The 21,690-nt window shown below is 66.4% G+C and carries 16 protein-coding genes; 10 read left to right on the top strand and 6 right to left on the bottom strand.

The window, feature by feature from the left end; genetic code table 11:
- Positions 1-211: 211 nt before the first annotated feature.
- Positions 212-1,519, top strand: a complete 1,308-nt coding sequence (locus ON43_RS26485) for a hypothetical protein (RefSeq protein WP_051179259.1) — start codon at positions 212-214, stop codon at positions 1,517-1,519.
- 86 nt (positions 1,520-1,605) lie between these two features.
- Positions 1,606-2,262, top strand: a complete 657-nt coding sequence (locus tag ON43_RS26480; RefSeq protein WP_051179257.1) for a hypothetical protein — start codon at positions 1,606-1,608, stop codon at positions 2,260-2,262.
- Positions 2,263-2,283: 21 nt separating this feature from the next.
- Here the strand turns inward: ON43_RS26480 and ON43_RS26475 are convergent, their stop codons facing one another.
- From ON43_RS26475 to ON43_RS26455, 5 genes are all read right to left on the bottom strand, one after another.
- The gene (locus ON43_RS26475) at positions 2,284-2,583 is read right to left on the bottom strand and encodes a hypothetical protein (protein ID WP_040811730.1); all 300 of its coding nucleotides are present in this window, start codon (positions 2,581-2,583) and stop codon (positions 2,284-2,286) included.
- A 107-nt stretch (positions 2,584-2,690) separates the two neighbouring features.
- Entirely contained in the window at positions 2,691-3,425 is a 735-nt protein-coding gene (narI, locus tag ON43_RS26470; RefSeq protein ID WP_040811729.1) for a respiratory nitrate reductase subunit gamma, read from the bottom strand.
- Positions 3,422-4,102, bottom strand: coding sequence for a nitrate reductase molybdenum cofactor assembly chaperone (narJ, locus tag ON43_RS26465; RefSeq protein WP_040811728.1), 681 nt, complete (start codon positions 4,100-4,102; stop codon positions 3,422-3,424). The genes narI and narJ overlap by 4 nt, the downstream gene beginning before the upstream one ends.
- The gene (gene narH / locus ON43_RS26460; RefSeq protein ID WP_245568761.1) at positions 4,099-5,835 is read right to left on the bottom strand and encodes a nitrate reductase subunit beta; all 1,737 of its coding nucleotides are present in this window, start codon (positions 5,833-5,835) and stop codon (positions 4,099-4,101) included. The genes narJ and narH overlap by 4 nt, the downstream gene beginning before the upstream one ends.
- An 11-nt stretch (positions 5,836-5,846) precedes the next feature.
- On the bottom strand, positions 5,847-9,554 hold the full coding sequence (locus tag ON43_RS26455) for a nitrate reductase subunit alpha (RefSeq protein ID WP_040811726.1): 3,708 nt from the start codon (positions 9,552-9,554) through the stop codon (positions 5,847-5,849).
- A 323-nt stretch (positions 9,555-9,877) separates the two neighbouring features.
- Between ON43_RS26455 and ON43_RS26450 the strand changes: the two genes are divergently transcribed.
- Both ON43_RS26450 and ON43_RS26445 read left to right on the top strand, forming a co-directional pair.
- Positions 9,878-10,315, top strand: coding sequence for a YdeI/OmpD-associated family protein (locus ON43_RS26450; protein WP_040811725.1), 438 nt, complete (start codon positions 9,878-9,880; stop codon positions 10,313-10,315).
- Between the two features lie 73 nt (positions 10,316-10,388).
- Positions 10,389-11,840: an HNH endonuclease signature motif containing protein gene (locus ON43_RS26445; protein WP_083913740.1), complete on the top strand. Its 1,452-nt coding sequence runs from the start codon at positions 10,389-10,391 to the stop codon at positions 11,838-11,840.
- 586 nt (positions 11,841-12,426) lie between these two features.
- Here the strand turns inward: ON43_RS26445 and ON43_RS26440 are convergent.
- Positions 12,427-14,739, bottom strand: coding sequence for an arylsulfatase (locus tag ON43_RS26440; protein WP_040811724.1), 2,313 nt, complete (start codon positions 14,737-14,739; stop codon positions 12,427-12,429).
- A gap of 137 nt (positions 14,740-14,876) precedes the next feature.
- Between ON43_RS26440 and ON43_RS26435 the strand changes: the two genes are divergently transcribed.
- From ON43_RS26435 to ON43_RS47065, 6 genes are all read left to right on the top strand, one after another.
- Positions 14,877-16,463: an ABC transporter substrate-binding protein gene (locus ON43_RS26435; RefSeq protein ID WP_040811723.1), complete on the top strand. Its 1,587-nt coding sequence runs from the start codon at positions 14,877-14,879 to the stop codon at positions 16,461-16,463.
- Positions 16,460-17,419: an ABC transporter permease gene (locus tag ON43_RS26430; protein ID WP_040811722.1), complete on the top strand. Its 960-nt coding sequence runs from the start codon at positions 16,460-16,462 to the stop codon at positions 17,417-17,419. Before ON43_RS26435 ends, ON43_RS26430 begins: the two co-directional genes overlap by 4 nt.
- A 77-nt stretch (positions 17,420-17,496) precedes the next feature.
- Positions 17,497-18,303 (top strand): ABC transporter permease, encoded by an 807-nt coding sequence (locus ON43_RS26425; protein ID WP_051179271.1) that lies wholly within the window; start codon positions 17,497-17,499, stop codon positions 18,301-18,303.
- A complete protein-coding gene (locus ON43_RS26420) occupies positions 18,300-20,069 on the top strand; it encodes a dipeptide ABC transporter ATP-binding protein (protein WP_051179253.1) in 1,770 nt (589 codons plus the stop codon). Before ON43_RS26425 ends, ON43_RS26420 begins: the two co-directional genes overlap by 4 nt.
- 140 nt (positions 20,070-20,209) lie before the next feature.
- Positions 20,210-21,058, top strand: a complete 849-nt coding sequence (locus ON43_RS26415; RefSeq protein WP_306304982.1) for a helix-turn-helix domain-containing protein — start codon at positions 20,210-20,212, stop codon at positions 21,056-21,058.
- Positions 21,059-21,216: 158 nt separating this feature from the next.
- Positions 21,217-21,564, top strand: coding sequence for a hypothetical protein (locus ON43_RS47065; protein WP_040811721.1), 348 nt, complete (start codon positions 21,217-21,219; stop codon positions 21,562-21,564).
- The last annotated feature ends 126 nt before the right edge of the window (positions 21,565-21,690 follow it).

The following is a 21,690-nucleotide window of genomic DNA, read 5'->3' as shown; positions in this document are numbered from 1 at the left end:
GCTCTACCACTTCGTGGACCTGCCGATCATGCGCCGCTTCGCCCGCTCGAAACGCGCCTGAACCCCGGTTTCCGGGGCAGGCGGTCTCGGGGCACGGGCTCTCGGGGCACCGTATTTGCCGGGTACCGGCCCTCCTGCCGCCGCCCTAACGTTCACCGCCGCAAGGGAATTGTGGCGGTGACTCGGAGGGATCGGCGTGGTTGCGGAGTTGATGGCTGAGGCGAGCATCGTCGAGGAGCCGGACGAGTCTCCAGAGGTGCGGTGGAATCCCCTGGTGCGGTGGGCATTCCGCTACGGGTTCGTCGTGCTCGGGGTCGGTATGGCCGGAGTGCTGCTGTTCCACGCGCTGCTGCGAACCACCGGGGTCTCGCAGTCGACCGTCGAAGAGTTCGCGAAGTGGCTGAGCCTGCATCCGCTCACCGACTGGGTGGGCGAGCACGTCTTCGACACCCGGATCTCGTGGGCCATGACCGGAAGCGGTGATACCGCCGCGAATTTCGTGGCCGCGTTCACCCTGTTGCTGGTCGCGGTCCCGGTGACCGTGGTGTGGTCGATCCTGGACCGGCGGCGGACCGGCTACGCGCGCCTGAACGGGTGGTTCCGCCTGGTGCTGAGGTTCGCGCTGGTGGCCGCCCTGCTGCTGTACGGCATGGCCAAGCTGCTGCCGTCGCAGATGGCGTTCGCCCTGGCCCGGCTGATCGAGCCGTTCGGGGACATGAGCCCGATGTCGGTGCTGTGGTCCTCGACCGCCGCCTCGGAACCGTACGAAATGGCCCTGGGCGCAGCCGAAGTCGTCGCCGGGCTACTGCTGATCCTGCCGTTCACCGCCGGCCTGGGCGCGATCCTGGCCGTGATCGTGACCCTCCAGGTGTTCCTGCTGAACCTCACCTTCGACGTCCCGGTGAAGCTCTTCGCATTCCAGCTCCTCGTGTACGCGCTGGTGCTGGCGGCCCCGGACATCGCCCGGATCGTGCGCGCGCTGGTCGGCCGCGCCGTGCCGGTGCGCCGCCCCGAAGGGCTGGCCACCACCCGGCGCGGAAACCGAATCCTGATGGCGGGTCAAGTGATCCTCGGTCTCTGGCTGCTGGGCATGACCGTCGCCGAGGGCTACGACGCCTGGTCCACCTACGGCAACGGCCGCCCCCACTCGCCCCTCTACGGCATCTGGAACGTCACCGAATACACCGTCCCCGGCCAGGCGGCCCCCACGGACCGCCTCCGCCGCATCGTCTTCGACCTCGAGCAGGCCGTGACCGCCCAGCAGATGGACGACTCGCTAGTGGACTTCCCGCTCCAGATCGACACCGACCGCCAAACGATCGTCATCACCAAGGACATGTCCCACCTGTGGCGCATAGCCACCCTGACCTACCAACACCCCGACCCGGACCACCTGATCCTGGACGGCCAATTCACCGGCCACCCCGTCCACATGACCCTGACCCGCATCCCCCTCGACCACTTCCGCCTCGTCTCCCGCGGCTTCCACTGGATCCAGCCCGAGCCATACCTCCGCTAGCGCGGCGTGTCCGCGGCGACGCGCCGTGTGCTGGGCGGATGGGCGGGCTACGGGATCCTGTCGGTTGTCGCCGCTAATCTGCGGGGATGGTCAAACCGGAATCGGCGTTGCGGCGCTTGATGCGTGATACGGGGAAGCTGCTGCAGCCGTATGGGTTTGAGGGGGCCGATCCGAGTTGGACTCGGGTGACCGAGGGTGGGCTGGCCACCGTCGGGCGGACGCGCACATTCCGGACGTTCAGTGGTGGGCGGCAGGTGCTCGGGTTCGGGCTGGGGTGGAGTGCCACGCCGGTTGCGTGGTGGGAGTACCGGGCCTGGTGCGAGGAGCGGATTGGGCTGTCGCCCAGCGGTATCGAGGGTGCTACCGGTCCGGGTCTGTTGGCCGACGAGGGGTTGCCCGAGGATGCGGGCCGGTTGTGGTCGATCCGGCTGGACCCGGGGCAGCCGGGGCATGTCATGCCGGAGGATGTCGAGGCTATTCGTGCGGAGTTGCCTCGGCGGGTGCATGCCGCGGCTCGCCGTGCGCTGCGGCTGTTGGAGGTGGACAGCTACCTGGAAGAGCTACTGGCGCAGCCGGAACCGCATATCGGGACGCTGGAAGCGATTGTCGTGCTGCTGGCCGAGCACGGGCCGAGCCGTGAGCTCGACGAGGCGCTCGATAATTTCGTGCGGGTCGCGGGAGAGCGGTCCCGGGAGGCCATCGAATACACGGCCGAGCGGACGGTGGCGAGCCGATCGGCGTGATTGCGGACCGGCTCGGCGGGATTACTGCCCGGCGTTGCGCTGGTATTCGCGCCAGGCCTTCTGGGTGTCGGTGAGCTTCGGCTTGGGCGTGCGATTGCGGAAGTAGTTGACCACCATCATGACCGGGAGAATGAACGCCTGGAAGAAGATGAAATAGGAGCCGCCGTCGAAAAGGAAGGCGAGATAAAAGGCGTAGCCGAGAAATCCGACGCCGAAAATGGCGTTCAGCGCCCGCGACCAATCGTTCTGTTGCCGCATCGCCGCCAGGACGAGCATGATGACCCCGCTGAGCGCGAGCAGACCGACATACCAGTTGAACATGATGTCCCCCGAAGACAATTCAGCCCGACCGGTCGGTCGGGCCTGCGGAACATTAACACCGGCCATTCCGGCGCGCCACCGATAAATCGAGGGCGGCCGGACGGCGGTCAGCGGCGCGGAATCGAGGGGGTCTCCCAGGCACGGGCGTAGCGGGTCTTGTCGGCCGACTCGACCGGCTTGCTGCGGTAGACGACGTAGGGCCGCACCAGGTAGCCGATCGGCGCGGAGAACATGTGCACCAACCGGGTGTAGGGCCAGAAGCCGATGAGCGCCAGCACGATCAGGCCGTGCGCCTGGAACGTCCAGGGCGTGCCGACCATGAGATCCGGATGCGGGTGCAGCGTGAACAGGCTGCGGAACCACGGCGACACAGTCTCGCGGTAGTTGTAGGAGCCCCACAGCAGGTTGCTGCCCCAGGTGTTGAGCAGACCGGTGATCAGGGCGGCGGCCAGCAGGGAATACATCGCCTTGTCATTGCCAGTGGTGGCCTGGCGCACGGCCGACACCGTGATCCGCCGGTAGAGCAGGATCGCGATCCCGGCGATAACCGCCAGTCCCGCAACCGATCCCGCCGACACCGCGACTACGTGATAGGCCCCCTCGGAAATCCCCACGGCATCGGTCCACGACTCCGGGATGAGCACGCCGAGCACGTGCCCGCCGATCACCCCGAGCATGCCGAAGTGGAACAGCGGGCTGCCCAGACGCAGCAGCCGCGACTCGTAGATCTGCGAAGACCTTGTGGTCCAGCCGAATTGGTCGGTGCGGTACCGCCACAGGTGGCCCAGCACGAACGAGGTGAAGGCGATATAGGGCAGTATCAGCCAGAGCCCGGAGCTCATCGGCGGGCCTCCTGTCCGGTGAACGCGAGCGGATCCATGGCGAAGGGGTCGAGCCCGACCTCTTCTTCAGGCGGCCCGGCGGCGGCGAGTTCGGCAATGCGCCGGCGGTCGGCGGTGGTGACCGGTGGCAGAGTCGCCACCACCGACGCCAGCACCCCCGCGTACGGAGATCCGCTGTCGGAGAGCGACAACCGCAGCAGCTCCAGTACCGGGACGTGTTCGCCCAGCAGCCTTTCGCCGCCGATCGGATCGACGGTGGCGGCGAATTCCAGCAGGACGGGCAGGTGGTCGGGCAGTTCCTCGTCGCCGAGTTCGACACCGGCGTGGCGGTAGGCGTGCTTGAAGCGCAGCAGCGCCATGCCGCGCTTGCGGGTGTCGCCGTAGGCGTAGAAGGTCAGGTGCAGGCTGGCGCGGCGGCGCATGTCGAAGGTCTCGACGTACTCCTGGGCCAGCGCGATCGGGTCCGTGGTGCGCAGGTGGGTGAGAAAACCGGCCAGCAGCGGGCGCACCGTGTCGGGCAATTCCGCTGCGGCGGAGTCGAGTTCGTCCAGAAGGGCCAGGGTCGGCTCGCCCGGGTAATCGAGCAGCAGCGCGCCGAGCCGCCACACCAGGCGGCGGTCGCGGTCGGACAGTTGGACGACGGGCTCGGGGCGGCGGCGTAGCTTCAGCAGGCTCATCGCGTCGCTCCGGTGGGCTCGGGCTCGATCGATCCGGTGGGTTCGGACCCGACGCCTTCGGTGGTGTCCGGCTCGCCTTCGGCGGCCGAGCGGTGCCCATTTCCGTTGGCTCCGTTGCCATTGCCAGCGGCGCCGTTGCCGTTGGTGGATTTGGGCACCAGTCCGCTGGTGCTCTTGCCGTCCCAGTTGAGCAGGTTGATCCGGTTGGCTTTCTGCTCGGGCGCGGCGGCACCGTTCGTATCGGTGAGGTGGAACTTGTCGGCCATGTAGTCGAAGGCGGTCATGCCGGGGCCGCCGTCGGTGTCCAGCGAACAGCCGGTGGCGAGCGAATCCAGCTCGTGTGCTTTGGAAGTCGCGCCGGAGGGGATCACGTAGCGGTGCTCGTACTTGGCGATGGCGAGCAGCCGGTACATGGCCTCGATCTCCTCGGGCTCGAGGCCGACCGCGTCCGGGATGGTGAGGTCGGGTTCCTGGCCGAGGTTGATCGAGCGCATGAACGAGCGCATGCCCGCCAGGCGCTGCAAAGACGCTCGCACCGGGCCGATCTCACCGGCGGTGAACAGTTCGGCCAAGTACTCCAATGGAATTCGCAGGGCGTCGATCGCGCCGAACAGATTCCGGTGGTTCTCGCCGTCGTGCCCGGTCTGGGTGAGGGTGTCGACCACCGGGGACAGCGGCGGCACGTACCAGACCATCGGCATGGTCCGGTACTCCGGATGCAGCGGCAGCGCGATCTGATAGTCGACGATCAGCTTGTAGACCGGCGAATCCTGCGCGGCTGCAATCCATTCCGGGGAGATCCCGGCACGTTCCGCCTCCGCGATGACACGCGGGTCGTGCGGGTTTAGGAACACGCCCAGCTGCGATGGGTACAGGTCCTTGTCATCGGTGACCGACGCGGCCTCCAGCACCTTGTCGGCGTCGTAGAGCATGACGCCGATGTACCGCAGCCGACCCACGCAGGTCTCCGAGCAGACCGTCGGAATGCCGACCTCCACGCGCGGGTAGCAGAAGGTGCACTTCTCCGCCTTGCCCGTCTTGTGATTGAAGTAGATCTTCTTGTACGGGCACCCGGTGACGCATTGCCGCCAGCCGCGGCACTTGTCCTGATCCACGAGCACGATGCCGTCCTCGGCGCGCTTGTAGATCGCACCCGACGGGCACGACGCCGCGCACGACGGGTTGAGACAGTGCTCGCAGATCCGCGGCAGGTAGAACATGAACGTCTCTTCGAACTCGAGCTTGACCTGCTCGGATAGCTTGGCCAGCAACGGGTCCTTGCCCACCTGCTCGGGACCCGACCCCAGCGAGTCGTCCCAGTTCGCACCCCAGGTGACCTTGGTGTCCTCACCGGTGATCAGCGACTTGGGCTTGGCCACCGGGGTGGTGTCCATCTGCGGGGCCGAAAGCAGGTTCTCGTAGTCGTAGCTCCACGGGTCGTAGTAGTCGCTGACCGTGGGCAGATCCGGGTTGGCGAAGATATTGAGCAGCCGCTTCATCCGGGACCCGGACTTCAGCGTGAGCCGCCCCTTCTTGTCGAGGGTCCACCCGCCCTTCCACTTCTCCTGATCCTCGTAACGCCGCGGATACCCCTGTCCCGGGCGGGTTTCCACATTGTTGAACCACACGTACTCGGTCCCGGAGCGGTTGGTCCAGGCCTGCTTGCAGGTGACGCTGCAGGTGTGGCAGCCGATGCACTTGTCCAGGTTCATGACCATGGCCAGTTGAGCCATCACGCGCATGACTAGTACTCCACTTCCTGCGAGCGCTTTCGGATCGTGGTGACCTCGTCGCGCTGATTTCCGGTGGGGCCGTGGTAGTTCAGCGCGAACGACTGCTGCGCGTAGCCACCGATGAGATGCGAGGGCTTGATCATGATGCGGGTCAGCGCATTGTGGATGCCGCCGCGTTTGCCCTTGCCCTGCTTGACTTCCGGGGTGCCCTCGATGCGTGGGACGTTCACCGCGCGGTCCTGGGCGTGGTACATGAAAACCGTGCCCTCGGGCATGCGGTGCGACACGATCGCGCGGGCCACCACGATGCCGTTGCGGTTGATGGCCTCGATCCAGTCGTTGTCGGCGACGCCGATCTTCTTCGCGTCCACATCCGACATCCAGATCGCCTGTCCGCCACGGGAAAGCGTGAGCATGTGCAGGTTGTCCTGGTAGGCGGAGTGGATCGACCACTTCGAGTGCGGGGTCAGATAGCGCACGGTGACACCGTTGCCGTCGACATTGCCAATGCCGGGTTCGGCGAACAAGGCGCTCATGTCCAGCGGCGGCCGGTAGATCGGCAACTGCTCACCGAGCTCGATCATCCAGTCGTGATCGAGGTAGAAGTGCTGCCGCCCGGTCAGCGTGTGCCACGGCTTCTTGCGCTCGACATTGATGGTGAACGGCGAGTACCTGCGCCCACCGGTCTCGCTCCCGGACCATTCCGGTGAGGTGATCACCGGAACGGGCCGGGCCTGCGTGTCGGCGAAGGTGATTCGCTTACCCTCGTGCTCGGCGGCCAGATCGGCCAGCTCGGTCCCTGTGCGCTTTTCGAGCGCATGGAACCCTTCCACCGCGAGCCGGCCGTTCGTAGTGCCGGACAGTGCCAGGATCGCCTCGGCCGCGTGGGTGTCCTTGGCCAGCGACGGACGGCCCTGCGCGACACCCGAAACCACGATGCCGTTCACGCCGCGCAGGTAATCTACCTCGGCATCGGGCAGTGTGGTGACACCCTTGGTGGTGAGTCCCAGCGTTTCGACCAGCGGTCCGAGCGCGGCCATCTTCTCCGCGACCTTCGGGTAGTCGCGTTCGACGACAACGAGTTTCGGCATGGTGACACCCGGAACGGGGTCACACTCGCCGTTCTTCCAATCCAGCACCCGCCCGCCGGCCTGCGCCAGCGCATCCGCGGTGTCGTGCTGCAGCGGCACCGCGACCAGATCCTTGCGGACGCCGAGGTGCTTCTCGGCCAACCAGGAGAAGCCGCGCGCGATGCGGTGAAACGCCTCGAAGTCGGTCTTGGCCTCCCACGGCGGGGAGATGGCCGGGGTGAAGGCATGCACGAACGGGTGCATATCGGTCGAGGACAGATCGTGCTTCTCGTACCAGGTGGCGGCGGGGAACACGATGTCGGAGAACAGGGTCGTGGAGGTCATGCGGAAGTCCAGCGACAGCAGCAGATCCAGCTTGCCGGTCGCCGCCTCGTCCCGCCATTCCAGTTCCTGCGGGCGGATGCCGGTGGCCTCGGCGGTCTGCAGGTTGGAGTCCGCGCCGAGCAGGTGCTTGTGGAAGTACTCGTTGCCCTTACCGGAGGAGCCGAGCAGATTGGCGCGCCAGACGGTCAGCACGCGTGGGAAGTTCTCGGGGGCGTCGGGATCCTCGCAGGCGAAGCGCAGCTCACCCGACTTCAAGCCGTCCACAACGTAATCCGCGGGTGCTTTGCCTGCCCGCTCGGCCTCGTCGACGAGGTCGAGGGGGTTGCGGTTGAGCGTCGGGTAGGACGGCATCCAGCCCAAACGTGAAGCGAGAGCGATATTGTCGGCGGCCGTGCGCCCGGCGAAAGTGCCCTTGCCCAGCGGGGAGGCGAACGATTCGCTGGTGAACGGGTCGTAGCGCCACTGGTCGTTGGCCAGATACCAGAACACGGTGCCCTGCATCTGGCGCGGCGGCCGCTGCCAGTCCGAGGCGAAAGCCAGTGTGGCCCAACCGGTCACGGGACGGCACTTCTCCTGGCCCACGTAATGCGCCCAGCCGCCGCCGTTCACGCCCTGGCAGCCGGTGAGCAGGGTGAGCGTGAAGAAGGAGCGGTAGATCTGGTCCGAGTGGAACCAGTGGTTGGTGCCCGCGCCCATCAGGATCATGGACCGACCCTGGGACTTCTCGGCATTGTCGGCGAATTCGCGGCCGATGCGTTCTGCCTGTTGGGCGGGGACGCCGGTGATCGATTCCTGCCAGGCGGGCGTGTACGGCTCGCTCGCATCGTCATAGCCCGTCGGCCAGCTGCCGGGCAGGCCGGGCCGGGCCACGCCGTACTGCGCCAGCAGGAGATCGAACACCGTCGTCACCCGACGCCCCGCGATGACGGTGGTCGGCACGCCGCGGGTGAGGACAGCCGCATTGCTGCCCCCGGACCCGGTGGCGAGCCCGTCGAAGCGCGGGAACTGCACGGCCGCAGCATCATCGGTGCGACTGTGCAAACTCAGGAGGGGATCGACGTCCCCCAGTTCCAGATTCCACCGGCCCCTGCCCGCCTCGTTGAAGCGGTGGCCGAGAGAACCATTGGGCACCTGCGGGTTTCCATCGGAATCCAGCAGGACGGTCTGGTGCTCGACGCCCTCGCCGGTGTGGCCGAGGTCGGCGGCGGTGAGGAATTTGCCCGGGACGGCCACACCGTCCTTGTCCTCCAGAGTGATGAGGTAGGGGAGGTCGGTGTAGCGCTTGACGTAGTCGGTGAAGTACGGAGTCTGCTTCTCCACGAAGAACTCTCGCAGCACCACATGGCCCATGGCCATGGCCAGCGCGGCATCGGTGCCCGGGCGGGCCGGGACCCACTCGTCGGCGAACTTGGTGTTGTCGGCGTAGTCGGGGGAGACGACAACGACCTTCTGACCCCGGTAGCGGGCCTCGGTCATGTAGTGGGCGTCCGGGGTTCGGGTCACCGGGACGTTGGAACCCCACATGATGAGGTAACCAGCATCGAACCAGTCCGCAGATTCCGGGACGTCGGTCTGGTCGCCGAAGACCTGCGGGGAGGCGACGGGCAGGTCGGCGTACCAGTCGTAGAACGACAGCATGGAGCCGCCGATCAGGGAGATGAAGCGGGCGCCGACGGCATGGGAGACCATCGACATGGCCGGGATGGGTGAGAATCCCGCGACCCGGTCCGGACCGTACTGCTTGATCGTGTAAACGTGTGCGGCCGCGGCGATTTCGGCGGCTTCCCACCACTCGGCGCGAACGAACCCGCCCTTACCGCGCGCGGACTTGTAGGCCTTGGCCTTGGCGGGGTCCTCGACGATGGACTCCCACGCCAGGACCGGATCCTTGAGCCGGTTCTTGGCCTCGCGGTACATCTCCAGCAGGGCGCCGCGGATGTAGGGGTAGCGGATGCGCGCGGGGGAGTAGGTGTACCAGGAGAAGGACGCGCCACGCGGGCAGCCGCGGGGCTCGTACTCCGGCTTGTCCGCGCCGACGCTGGGGTAGTCGGTCTGCTGGGATTCCCAGGTGATCACGCCGTCGGAGACGTAGATCTTCCACGAACACGAGCCGGTGCAGTTCACACCGTGCGTGGACCGCACCACCTTGTCGTGCGACCAGCGCTCCCGATAGAACTCGTCGGCCTCACGCCCACCCACCTTGTGCAGGGTGCGCAGATCGCCGGACACCTCGCCGCGGTTGAAATACTTCCCCAGTCGAAGCAGCGCATCGGCGGACGAGTGTCCGTTCTGCGAGATAGCCATAACGCCCCCTTCGAGCTGGAAAACCGGGCTGCTGGCTCGACTGTAAGGATGTGGCGGGAGCCATCAAAACGGTTTCCTCACAATGCGCGAGAGGTAAAAGTGAGTTGTGAGATCCAAGAAATCTTGCGGTCACTGGAGAGTCGTGGGAGTACTGTGTCACCTCGGGTGTGACCTGGGGAAACCATGATTTCGTGGGCGAAACGAGCTCCCGTTCAAGGGTTTCGGACCCCGTGCGGTGATGCTTCCGAAACGGTCGGTTCTCGCTTACTTAATATTTGTTAACACATCATCGGATAGCTGGAGGATCGCTATATCGTGCTTCCATGCAGCGATTCGAAGGAGTCATAGAAGAGGCGAACGGCGGCGGTGCTTTCATCCCGGTGCCCCCGGAAATCATCGAAGCCCTCGGCGGTGGCGGCCGCATCCCGGTCCAAGCCACCTTCGATGGCATCCCGTACCGAGGCTCCATCGCCAACATGGGCGCCGGCCCCTGCCTCGGGATCCTGAAAGCCATCCGCGCCGAGCTCGGCAAGGCTCCGGGCGACCACGTGACAGTCACCCTCGAACGCGAAACTGCCGACCGCACGATCGCCATCCCCGAGGACCTCGCCGCCGCCTTGACCGCCGGGGGTGTGCGCGAAGCCTTCGAGGCGCTGTCCTATACGAAGCGCCGAGAGGCCGTTACCTCTGTGGCCGATGCCAAGAAGCCCGAGACTCGAAATCGCCGGGTTACCAAAATCATTGACTCGCTTGGGGGGTAGCGAAGTTCGAAAAGCCTTGTAGGAACGGACATTTCGGGTTCCTCGGTGATCGTGTGGGGCGTAGAATTGGCACATGGGTTCGAAAGGGGAGACACTCGACAGCTGCGGACTTGCCGAATTGGAAGCCGCAGTCCGCAACTGCGCCGACCGGGTGCAGTACGGTGACCTGTCCTCGCTGTCCGGTGGGGATGTGGTGGCGGTGATGCAGCGCGTGGAGACCTGCCAGCATCAGCTTTCGGCGTTGGCGTCCAAGCTGATCATCGAGGCCAGTGATCGTGGTCTGCCCGAATCCAGCGGTGCGGGAAGCCCGGTGGCGTTCCTGCGTCACACCCTGCACTTGACCCGCCACGACGCCTCCACCCGCATCAAGATCGCCCAGCAGGTCGGGGAATTCCACCAGGCGAACGGGCAACTCGCCCCGCCGGTGCTGGAAGTCACCGCCGAAGCCTATGAAGCAGGCGACATCTCACGCGATCATGTCCGCAACATCGTCGACGTGATGAACCACCTGCCCGCCGACGTGCCGGTCGAAACCCGCGCCGAGACCGAGCAGATTCTCGTGAACTACTGCTGCGAGGGCTGGCCCGATGACCTGCCGCGCATGGGCCGCGAAATCCTGGCTCGGTTGGATCCGGAAGGCACGGTGGTCAGCGACGCCGATCGTCACCGCCGTCGCGGGATCAGGGTGGGCCGTCCCGGGATCGATGGGATGTCGTGGATCGAGGGGTGGATCACCCCGCAGCTGCGGGCGTTGTTGGATGCGTTCTTTGCCAAGTACGCCCGCCCGGGCATGTGCAACAGCGACGACGCCGACAGCCCCCAGGTTTCCGACGCTTTGATCGACTCGAAGGTGCTGGATGCCGCCGCGCGCCGGGATCGTCGTGATGCGGGGCAGCGGGTGCATGATGCGTTCATCGCCCTGTTGCAGCCCGATTTGGATCTGCGCAAGCTCGGCTCCCATCGCGGCATGCCGGTGCAGGTCACCTTGCAGATGAATCTGGCGGATTTGGAGCGGGGTTCGGGTCTGGCGACCACCGCCTCCGGTGTCCAGCTGTCGATCAACGAAGCCCTGAAGATGGCGGGCGGTACTCGTCCGGTGTTGATCGTGAACGATGACAAGGGGATTCCGCTGTACCTGGGCTACGGGCAGCGCATCGCCTCCTGCGGGCAGCGATGGGGATTGCTCGCGCGCGATCGTGGCTGCACGTTCCCCGGCTGTGATGCGCCTGCGGATATGTGTGCCGCGCACCATGTGACCGACTGGGTCAAGGGTGGCCCGACCGACTTGGACAACCTCGCTCTGGTCTGCGATCACCACCACGCGTTGGTGAACGACAGTGTGAACGGGTGGCGGACGGTGATGTTGGGCAAGGAGTCCGCCCAGCGTGGCCGGATCGGGTGGATCGCGCCGAAGGCCCTCGATCCCACGGGCACACCGCAGGTGAATGAGAAGCATCACGCGGGGCAGTGGGTCGCCGCTGCGGTGGAAGCTAGTTGCCGGGAGTGGGGTTCAACGGCTGCGTGAGGCCCGGCTGCTCGTCTACGTCTGGTGTGCGCAGGGACGGGGAAGTGTGGTTGCTTCGCCTGCCCTACCGGACTTGGGCTGACGCCGGGTTGGGAGCCGCCACCCGGCGATCCCGGCCCAGGGACTGCACGGATCACCTTCTCGAGACAACAGAACAAGAACCAAGACCCCAAGCACCAAGACTCAACGATCCAGGACTCACAGGGTCGAGCACCAAGACTCGCAGGGTCGAGCACCAGCGCTCATTGACAACTCCACAGGGTTTCCCAAGCTCCCCGGCCACCCCCTCCCGCCCCTTCCCGCCCGTCTTTTCATCGAGCGGCACATCCTGGAGGGCCTTTGTCCGGTTCCTCCCTAAATCCGCCTCCAAAATGTGCCTCTCGGCGACAGCAACCGGGCGAATCGGACACGCGCCGGGCGTCTTTGAGTGTTCTACCCCGGGCCGCTGCGCGCCCGAGCCTCGAGGGGGCTGGTGCCGCCACCGAGGTGCCCAACCCAGCCCCCTCCCCACTCCTCCTCCTGGCGTCTTTTGTCTTTGTTTCTTTTGTTCTTTCGTCTTTTCTTCTTTTGTCTCTTCGCTTTTCGACTATTCGGCGATGAGCTCGGCCTCCGAGTCCAAGGCTCGCTGCGCTTCGTCCGAGACTCCAACGGCACCGGGCCGATAGGTAACCGAGCGGAGGTTGCCGGTGTAGCGGAAGACTCCTCGCCGGTCGCGAATGTCCCACGAGACCGGGCCACGGGCGTCGAGACCAACGGAGATCCCGGTCCACGGTGACATGCCAACCAGCTGAACCTGGTTCGGAAGCTCACCCGCCCGCACACCATCGATACCGACAGAGAAATCCCAACGCAAATGCGGCTGAACCGTCGCAGAGGCGGTGAGAAGCCGACTGCCGGTGGGGATTTCGCCAGCGTCGAGAGTGTTGTACCGACCGTAGGCGTTGTAGCCGAAGATCAGGTGGCCGTTCTCGACGTAGAGCAAGTACCCGCCGAGCGGGTCGCCGTGGGCGACGAGGACGCCTTCGTCACCGGGTGTGTAGCCGTCGAGTTCGATGGCGATGGTGAAGTCGCGGTAGGCGATCAGGCGTTGGGAGCGGTAGCGCTCCAAGGTCGGAGTGCCGGGGAGGATTCGGACCTGGTTGCCGAGGCGGGATTCCTCGGGGCGACGCTTGGCGAGATCCGCTCGGGTGACGAGCGGGAAAACCGTGTTGTGCCACGCGGCTTCGTCCCAGGCGGCCGATAGTTCAGCCACCTTCTCCGGCAGCTGCTCCGAGAGGTCGTGGAGTTCGGTCGGATCCGTGCGGACGTCGAAGAGTTGCCAGCGCGGGTTGTCGATGCCGCGTTCGGGCTCGTACAGGGCGAGGAGTTTCCAGCCGTCTCGGTAGAAGCCGCGGTGGCCGGTCATTTCGGAGTACTGCTCGACGTGTTGCGAGATGGCGGTCGGGTCGCGGAGGACGTCTACCGCGGAGACGCCGTCGAAGTCCTTGGCGGGCAGGCCGTTACGGACGGTCGGGCGGTTCAGGCCGGCCAGCTGGAGCAGGGTGGGGGCCAGGTCGGTGATGTAGACGTATTCCTGGCGGACACCGGAGTCTTCCTCGGTGCGGGGGAGGCCCTTCGGCCAGGAGAGGACGAACGGGACTCGGACACCGCCGGCGAAGGTCTGGCCCTTGTAGAAGCGGAAGGGAGTGTTGGAGGCCTGGCCCCAGCCGCGGGGGTAGTGGACGCCGAGTTTGGCGGTGCCGATCAACTCGTCGTCGTGGGGGACGTCGCGCTCCCAGTCCGGCTCGTCCACCTGCGCGAATTGCGCGAAGTAGGTTCGGGTTCCCTCGGGGCCGCCTTCGGCGGTGCCGCCGTTGTCGGAGGTGAACACGATGATGGTGTTGTCCAGCTCGCCGAACTGTTCGAGGGTGTCCACGATTCGGCCCAGGCTCTGGTCGATGCTGTCGACCATCCCGGCGTAGACCTCCATGTACCGCTCGAAGCGCGACCGCTGCTCATCGGTCAGCGAATCCCATTCCTGCGCTTCATAACCCGGCTCGGTATTGCGCGGCTTCTGCTGCGTCCCCTCGGGGAACAAGCCCTCGGCGATCTGCGCGGCGAACCGCGTCTGCCGCAACCGATCCCAGCCCTCGCGATACCGGCCCCGATACTTCGCCTGATCCTCTGGCTTGGCCTGCAACGGGCCGTGCATGGCGGTGTGCGCGAAGTACAGGAAGAACGGCTTGGTCGCGTCGTGAGCGCGCAGGTCCTTGATGTAGCCGATGGCCCGATCGGTGTAGTCATCGGTGAGGTAGTACCCCTCGGGATACTCCTCGACATCCACCGCCGAGCTGTCCGAGATCAGCTGATTCGGATAGTAGAAGGAGTTCAGGCCCTCCAAAGACCCGTAGTACCGGTCGAATCCGCGTTGCGTGGGCCATGAATCCCGATGGGCCGCCGGATGCAGCGTGGCATCCCGCACCAGATGCCATTTTCCGACCGCGTACGTCGCATATCCATTGGCGCGCAGGATCTCTGGCAATGTGAGCACATCATCGGCCAATTCCAGCCGCAGGCCGGGATATCCGGGATCGGCATTGGCGACGAACCCGAATCCGGCCCGATGCGAATTGACTCCGGTCAGCAGGGCCGCGCGCGACGGCGAGCACAACGGGGTCGTGTGAAAGTTGGTGAGCCGCAATCCCTTGGCCGCCAGTCGATCCAGAGTCGGTGTCTCGATCTCCGATCCGAATGGCCCGATATCGCTGAAGCCCATATCGTCGACCAGCACCACGACGATATTGGGCGCACCTTCCGGCGCGGTCGGCGGGTACAGCCACTCAGGCGTGGAATCGGCGGTGGTTCGGCCGATCTCGCCATTGAAATTCTCATAGCCACGGGCATTGTCGGGGACTGACATGCTCCCCAGCAAAGGTTGCGGCCCAGGTTTCGAGCCAGGGTTTCACTCTCGCTGCGCGCAACCGGTGATCCGTCATAGACCCGGCGATAGCGTCGCCGGACACCATCAAGGCCCGGTCCACAGCTCGAGGATTCCCCATGACTTCGTCCCCCGGCGGTCTCGACCGCCGTATTTTCCTGCGCAGTTCCGCCGTCGCCGCCCTGGCGATCTTCGGTGGCGGGGCCCTGGCCGCCTGCACCTCGGCGGTGAGCCAGCAGCGCGGCGGTGACGACAACGCGCAACCCGTGCGCGGCGGGACCCTGAAGTACGGCGTCCTCGTGGACATCGTGCCGGCCAACCTGCTCACCAATACCGGCACCACGCCGTATGTGATCGGGCTGGTCTTCGAATCGCTGGTGCGCTATCCGCACGACAAGCTGGAACCGCAGCCGCTGCTGGCCAAGAGCTGGACCGTGACCCCGGACGGTAAGTCCATCACCCTGAACCTGCGCGACGACGTGAAGTTCCACAGCGGCCGCCCCTTCACCTCCAAGGACGTGGAGTTCTCGTACCGCACCTACGCCGACCCGAAGTGGTCGGGCCAGCTGAAGAGCACGGCGGCCAAGGTCACCGCGTTCGACACCAGCGACCCGCACAAGATCACCCTGACGCTGGAACACCCGCTCAGCAATCTGTTCGATTTGCTGGACACCGTGCCCATCCTGGACAGCGAATCCATCGACCAGCTGGCCACCGGCGACAAGTTCGTCGGGACCGGGCCGTTCCGGTTCACCCAGCGAATCCCCAACCAGCAGTTGGTGTTCGAGAAGAACCCGGCCTACTGGATCCCGGACCGCCCCTACCTGGACCGCGTCGAATTCCGGGTCATCTCCGACAACCAGGCCCAGCTCAACGCGCTCAAGACCGGGCAGATCGATCTCGCCGACGGCATCACCTACCGCGACACCGAGACGCTCGCCAAGACCGACGGTTACCGCGTCATCACCTTCGACGGTGCGGAACTGCAGGTCTACGTCGGCGCGAACGTCACCGACCCCACCCTCGCCGATGTCCGTGTGCGCCAGGCCATCGCCTACGCCCTCGATCGGGAACGCATCGTCAAGGAGGTGTTCCGCGGCGCCGGCTATCCGCTGAACCTGCCGTGGCCCAAGGGTTCTCCCGCCTTCGACCAGGCACGCAACACCCGGTACACGCGAGATGCCGCCAAGGCCAAGCAGATTCTGGCCCAGCTGCCCAAGCCCGCGAAGCTGCCGCTGGCCTACAACACCGCCTATGCCACGTACGAGGCCATCGCCCAGATCGTGCAGGCCAACCTCGCCGAGATCGGCATCGAGGTGGAGCTCGTGCCCACCGAGAACGCGACCTTCCTCAAACAGCTGATCGGCGCGCAGTTCCCGGGCCTGTGGATCACCGACCACTCGTGGGCGCAGTTCGTGCCGTCCACGCTGACAGTGAGCGCCTATCCGTTCAACGCCCGCAAGAACGCCTCCCACTACGAATCGGCCGACTACGTCAAGGCGGCCGACAGCGCCTGGCAGCTGCCCCAGGCCACCGGTGCCGACGCCACCCGCGCCTACCAGGCGCTCAGCGACCAGCTGCTGGACAGCCTGTTCCTGATCGAAATCGGCGTGCACGACTGGCAGAACAGCGCCACCAAGAAACTGCACGGCTTCAACTGGACCAAGCGCCGCGAACTCCAGCTCACCGAGGCCTTCCTCGCATGAGCGCGTATCTGTTGCGCCGAGTGCCCTCCGCCCTGGCGGTGCTCTTCGGCGCGTCAGTTCTCATCTTCCTGCTGCTGCGCCTGGTCCCCGGCGACCCGGCCACCACCCTGGCCGGACCCGACGCCACGCCGGACGCCGTTGCCGCCATCCGCCATCAGCTCGGACTGGATCGGTCGATTCCGGCCCAGTACCTGTCCTGGCTGCACGGCGTCTTCACCGGCGACCTGGGCCGCTCCTACATCATCGGCGGCCAGATCGCCGACCTCATCGGCCGCGGCCTGGCCAACACCCTCATCCTCGCCGCCGCCGCGCTGCTGCTGGCGGTCGCGGTGAGCCTGGCGGTGTCGGTGGCCTCGGTGCTGTGGGACAAGCGCTGGCTGAACGCGATTGTGGCCGCGGCCAATACGGTGACCGTGGCGATCCCGGTCTTCGTGACCGGCGTCCTGCTGGTGCTGGTGTTCGCGGTCGTGATCCCGGTGCTGCCCGCGGGCGGCATCCCGCCGGACGGCTTCCTGGCCCGCCCCGACATCGCCGTGCAGTACCTGCTGCTCCCGGCCATCTGCCTGGGCCTGCCCGTCTCGGCCGCACTGACCCGCTTCCTCACCGAGGCGCTGCGCACCGAACTCGCCAAGCCGTACGTGCTCACCGCCCGCGCCCTCGGCATCCCGCACCGCCGCATCGTCACCCGCGGCGCACTGCGAAACGCCTTGCCCACCATGCTCACCACACTCGGCATCCAGACCGGCAACCTGCTCGGCGGCGCGGTTCTGGTGGAGGCGGCCTTCGCGTGGCCGGGTATCGGGCAGCTCATCGAACAGGGCATCAACCGCCGCGACTATCCGGTGGTGCAGGCGCTGCTGCTGTTCTCGGTGGCGGTGTTCGTGGCCATCCAGCTGACCACCGACATCGTGCACGCGTATCTGGATCCGCGCATCCGGATCGGAGGACGGGCATGAGTACCACTGGTCATCCCGGCACGCTTTTGGCCGGGATCCATGAGGACGAGCTGGATTCCGGCCAAAAGCGCGCCGGAATGACGGGGGCGCTGTTGCGCGGGCAAGGTCTGGCCGGACTGCTGCTCATCGCGGTAATCGCCGTCGCCGCACTCGCCGCCGGGCTGCTCACGAAATACAGCCCGCTGGAACAGATCCCCGGTGCGAACCTGCTCGGACCGAGCGGCGATCACTGGCTCGGCACCGACCACATCAATCGCGATGTCTTCACCCGAGTGCTCTACGGCATCCGCGTGGACCTGCTCATCGCCTTCGTCGCGGTCCCCGTCGGCGCGGTACTCGGCTCGGCCATCGGCCTGGCCGCCACCGTCAACCCGATCGCGGATGTGGTGGCGCAGCGCGTCTTCGACCTCATCCTGGCCTTCCCGGCCCTGATCTTCGCCATCGCATTGAGCGCCGTCACCGGACCGGGTGCGCACGCGGTCATCATCGTGATCGTCGCCGCCGAGATCCCCATCTTCGGCCGCCAGATCCGCACCGCGGTGCTGGCCGTGCGTGAACAGCCCTTCGTCGAGGCCGCCGAGGTGATCGGCGCGAGCACCGCCTGGACCCTGCGGAAACACGTGCTGCCCAATGTGATCGAACCGCTCGCCGTGCAGTTCGCGCTCTCGCTGTCGCTGGCGGTATTCGTGGACAGCGCCATGAGCTTCATCGGTATCGGCGTGCGCCCGCCGGACCCGTCGCTGGGCTCGATCATCGCCGAATCCACCCGCAACCTCGACGCCAATCCCGCCATGGCGGTCGGCCCGCTTCTGGTGGTCTCGGCCCTCACGCTCGGATTCCTGTTGATCGCCCAGGCATTGGGCCGCGCCCGGAGGCTCGGATGACCGACGAAACACTGCTGGATATCCGCGATCTCACCGTGCGCTTCGGCGCGCGGACCGTCGTCGACGGTGTGAACGTCAGTGTCGCACGTGGCGAAACCGTCGCGCTGGTCGGCGAATCCGGCTCCGGCAAGTCCCTCACCGCGCGTGCCGTACTCGGTCTGCTGCCCACCGGCGCGACCGCCACCGGCTCGATCTCCCTGGGCGGCACCGAGATCATCGGCGCGACGGAGAACGAACTCCGCCCCCTGCGCGGCACCCGCGCCGCCATGGTGTTCCAGGAACCCCAGACGGCCCTGAACCCGGTGCAGCGCATCGGAACCCAGATCGCCGAGGCCCTGCGCGCTCACCGCCCGATCACCAAGGCCGACGCCCGGGCCCGCGCCATCGAGCTGCTGACCCAGGTCGACATCCCCGAGCCCGAGAAGCGCGTCGACTGGTACCCCCACCAGCTCTCCGGCGGCCAGAAACAGCGCGTCGTCATCGCCCTGGCCCTCTCCGGCGAGCCGGACCTGCTCATCGCCGACGAGCCCACCACCGCCCTCGACGTCACCGTCCAGGCCGAGATCCTGCGCCTGCTGCGAGACCTGCAGCGCCGCAACAACACCGCGGTGCTGTTCATTACCCACAACCTCGGCGTGGTCGCCGCCATCGCCGACCGCGTGGTGGTGATGCGCGCGGGCCAGGTGGTCGAAACCCAGCCGGTGCGAGAGCTTTTCGCCGAGCCCCGCGAGGACTACACGCGCGAACTCCTCGCCGCGGTGCCCGAGCTCCCGGATTCAACCACGCGCGGCGAGTCCGAGCGCCAGAACGAAGCGCCCCGTCATTCCGGCGTGCTTTTGGCCGGAATCCACGGCACCGGGGTGGATCCCGGCCAAAAACACGCCGGGATGACCGAGACGCAAAAACACGCCGGGATGACCGAGACGAGCCGGACAGACGAGGATCCGGTTCTGCGTGTCGAGGACCTGTCGGTCGTCTACCGCCGCCACGGGCAGCGGTTCCAGGCTCTACGGGGAGTGTCGCTCACCCTCGCACCGCGCGAGGTGATCGGCCTGGTCGGCGAATCCGGTTCCGGCAAGAGCACTCTCGGCCGCACCGCCCTGGGACTCGTCCCGGCCACCAGCGGCGAGGTCGAATTGCAGGGCGTCTCCCTCACCGGCCTGTCCCGCCGCGAACTGCGCGGCCTGCGCAAAAACGTCGCCCTGGTCCATCAGGACGTGACCGCCTCCCTCGACCCCCGCCGCACCCTCGCCGACTCCATCGGCGAACCCCTGTGCGTCCACCGGGTGGCCTCCGGCGCACTCCTGCGCGCCAAGGTCGGCGACCTGCTCGACTCCGTGCACCTGCCCCGTGACTACGCCACCCGCCGCCCCGGCGAGCTCTCCGGCGGCCAGCGCCAGCGTGTCGCGCTGGCCCGCGCCCTCGCCCTCGCGCCGCGTCTGCTGGTGGCCGACGAGCCCACCAGCGCGCTCGATGTCTCGGTCCAGGCGCGTGTCCTGGACCTGTTCACCGACCTGCGCGAGGAATACGGATTCGCCTGCCTTTTCATCAGTCACGATCTCGCCGTCGTGCATCAGGTGGCCGACCGCGCCATCGTGCTGCGCGAGGGTCGAATTGTCGAATCAGGGCCGGTCACGGACGTTTTCCGGTCGCCCCGAGAGGAATACACGCGCCGCCTCGTCGAGGCGGTTCCGGCCCCGGATCCGAAGCGGGCGCGGCGTGCCGAAAACTCGTCGGCACCACTGCCCCTGGCGCTGGGGGCATGAGAGTAATTTGAAGAGCAGAATTAGGTCCCGAACACCAGGGACCCGCCGGACATATACCGATAGGAGTATCCGGTGATACTAATTGTGTGCGCCGTGGGAAACGGATTGTATTGAAATCTGTGTAAGTATCCGTCCTGAGGGTGATCTCGGCGGGGCCTCCACGGGGAGGCGAGGGGCCGACGGGATTCCGCGACGGAGGGAACCACGTGGGCGCGAGAGCGGTATGCGGACAGGATTTCAGGGAACTCGAAGCACCCACCTTCGGAAACCTCCTCCGCCGCCTGCGCGACAATCGCGGTGTTTCCCGCGAACGCCTGGCATTCAATGCCGGCGTAAGCGCAAGTTACATAACGCATTTGGAGAAGGGTGACCGCGGAAACCCGACCCGCGAAGTCGTCGAGGCGCTCACCAGATACCTGGACCGGCTCGACCCCCTCTCCACCGAGGATCGCCGCCAGCTGACCGACCTGGCGGGCCTGGGAACAGGGGAACTGCCCACCGTGGACGAACTGCGCGCCGCCATCACCCCCGAGATGACCCGCGCCCTGGAACTACACAGCCCGAATTTGGCCGCGCTGCTCGACATTCAAGCCAATCTGCTGGCCAGCAACGACAGCTGGGACGATGCCTTTCCCGGTGTCCGCGAGGACGGCAATATGCTGCGCTGGTTCTTCGGCAACGAGCTGGCGACCCGGGTCATGGTGAACTGGGATCAGGATGCCCGCCGCGTCGCACGCTGGATGCGCGGATTGATCGGGCGGTCAGGCAATGTGGACGGATTCGCCGATCTCATTCGCGAACTCGGCGAATTCCCGAAATTCCGGCAGGCGTGGTCGGAAGGCGGCGTGGAGTTCGCGCCCCACGTATGGACACTGCACCTGCGCAATCCGGTGACCGGGCTGCGCCGCCGGATTTACGCCCAGACCGGACGGCTGGACGGCGCGGCCTACCCCGGGCAGTTGCTGACGATTCTCGGACTGCCCGGCTGACCCGGTCTCACCCGTTCCGGGCGATGTGCTCACACCGCAATTCCCCTGGAGTGCAGCGGTTCTGCCGTCGCTACCGGGGTGGGGTACCTTGGATGCTGTTCGGGTGCCCTGGCCGCCGGCTATCCGGAATCGGTGCCCGCCACCACCGTCGACCGCCAGTGCAGCGCCAGCCAGCAGGCGCTGCGCACGCCGTCATCGCCGGTGACTGCGAGATCGCGGTCGCCACCGGGGTGGAATCGGTGAGCCGGATCCCGATGGGCACCAGCCTGCTCGACGCCGACAACCTAACCGGCGCGGCCTTTCTGGAGCGCTATCCGCAGGGCGTGCCGTGGCAGGGCATCAGCGCCGAACTCATCACCGCCCGCTGGAATCTCGGCCGGGCCGAGCTCGACATCACCGCCACTCTCGTCCACGCCCTGCGCGAACGCCGCGCCCGCTACGGCCTCCAGACCATGTGCGAATCCGGCGGCCAAGCCAACGCCATGGTGGTGGAAGCCCTCTACTGAGGCCGTGCCTCAGCGACCGCCTCGTCATCCCGGCGATCTCCCGTCAGCTCGGCGGCCTCCCGTCATCCCGGCGTGCTTTTGGTCGGGATCCACTGCAGCGGGGTGGATCCCGGCCAAAAGCACGCC

Source organism: Nocardia concava NBRC 100430, assembly GCF_000308815.1.
GTDB lineage: Bacteria > Actinomycetota > Actinomycetes > Mycobacteriales > Mycobacteriaceae > Nocardia > Nocardia concava.
This window is presented reverse-complemented; position numbering and strand designations above follow the sequence as displayed.

What these genes read in the sequence shown, in the direction of transcription:
- ON43_RS26440 (WP_040811724.1), bottom strand. Translation starts at nt 14,739, where the DNA reads ATGTCAGTCCCCGACAATGCCCGTGGCTATGAGAATTTCAATGGCGAG.
- ON43_RS26425 (WP_051179271.1), top strand. Translation starts at nt 17,497, where the DNA reads ATGACGGGGGCGCTGTTGCGCGGGCAAGGTCTGGCCGGACTGCTGCTC.
- ON43_RS26450 (WP_040811725.1), top strand. Translation starts at nt 9,878, where the DNA reads ATGCAGCGATTCGAAGGAGTCATAGAAGAGGCGAACGGCGGCGGTGCT.
- narJ (WP_040811728.1), bottom strand. Translation starts at nt 4,102, where the DNA reads ATGAGCCTGCTGAAGCTACGCCGCCGCCCCGAGCCCGTCGTCCAACTG.
- ON43_RS26435 (WP_040811723.1), top strand. Translation starts at nt 14,877, where the DNA reads ATGACTTCGTCCCCCGGCGGTCTCGACCGCCGTATTTTCCTGCGCAGT.
- narI (WP_040811729.1), bottom strand. Translation starts at nt 3,425, where the DNA reads ATGAGCTCCGGGCTCTGGCTGATACTGCCCTATATCGCCTTCACCTCG.
- narH (WP_245568761.1), bottom strand. Translation starts at nt 5,835, where the DNA reads ATGGCTCAACTGGCCATGGTCATGAACCTGGACAAGTGCATCGGCTGC.
- ON43_RS26485 (WP_051179259.1), top strand. Translation starts at nt 212, where the DNA reads ATGGCTGAGGCGAGCATCGTCGAGGAGCCGGACGAGTCTCCAGAGGTG.
- ON43_RS26475 (WP_040811730.1), bottom strand. Translation starts at nt 2,583, where the DNA reads ATGTTCAACTGGTATGTCGGTCTGCTCGCGCTCAGCGGGGTCATCATG.
- ON43_RS26430 (WP_040811722.1), top strand. Translation starts at nt 16,460, where the DNA reads ATGAGCGCGTATCTGTTGCGCCGAGTGCCCTCCGCCCTGGCGGTGCTC.
- ON43_RS26455 (WP_040811726.1), bottom strand. Translation starts at nt 9,554, where the DNA reads ATGGCTATCTCGCAGAACGGACACTCGTCCGCCGATGCGCTGCTTCGA.
- ON43_RS26480 (WP_051179257.1), top strand. Translation starts at nt 1,606, where the DNA reads ATGGTCAAACCGGAATCGGCGTTGCGGCGCTTGATGCGTGATACGGGG.
- ON43_RS26445 (WP_083913740.1), top strand. Translation starts at nt 10,389, where the DNA reads ATGGGTTCGAAAGGGGAGACACTCGACAGCTGCGGACTTGCCGAATTG.
- ON43_RS26420 (WP_051179253.1), top strand. Translation starts at nt 18,300, where the DNA reads ATGACCGACGAAACACTGCTGGATATCCGCGATCTCACCGTGCGCTTC.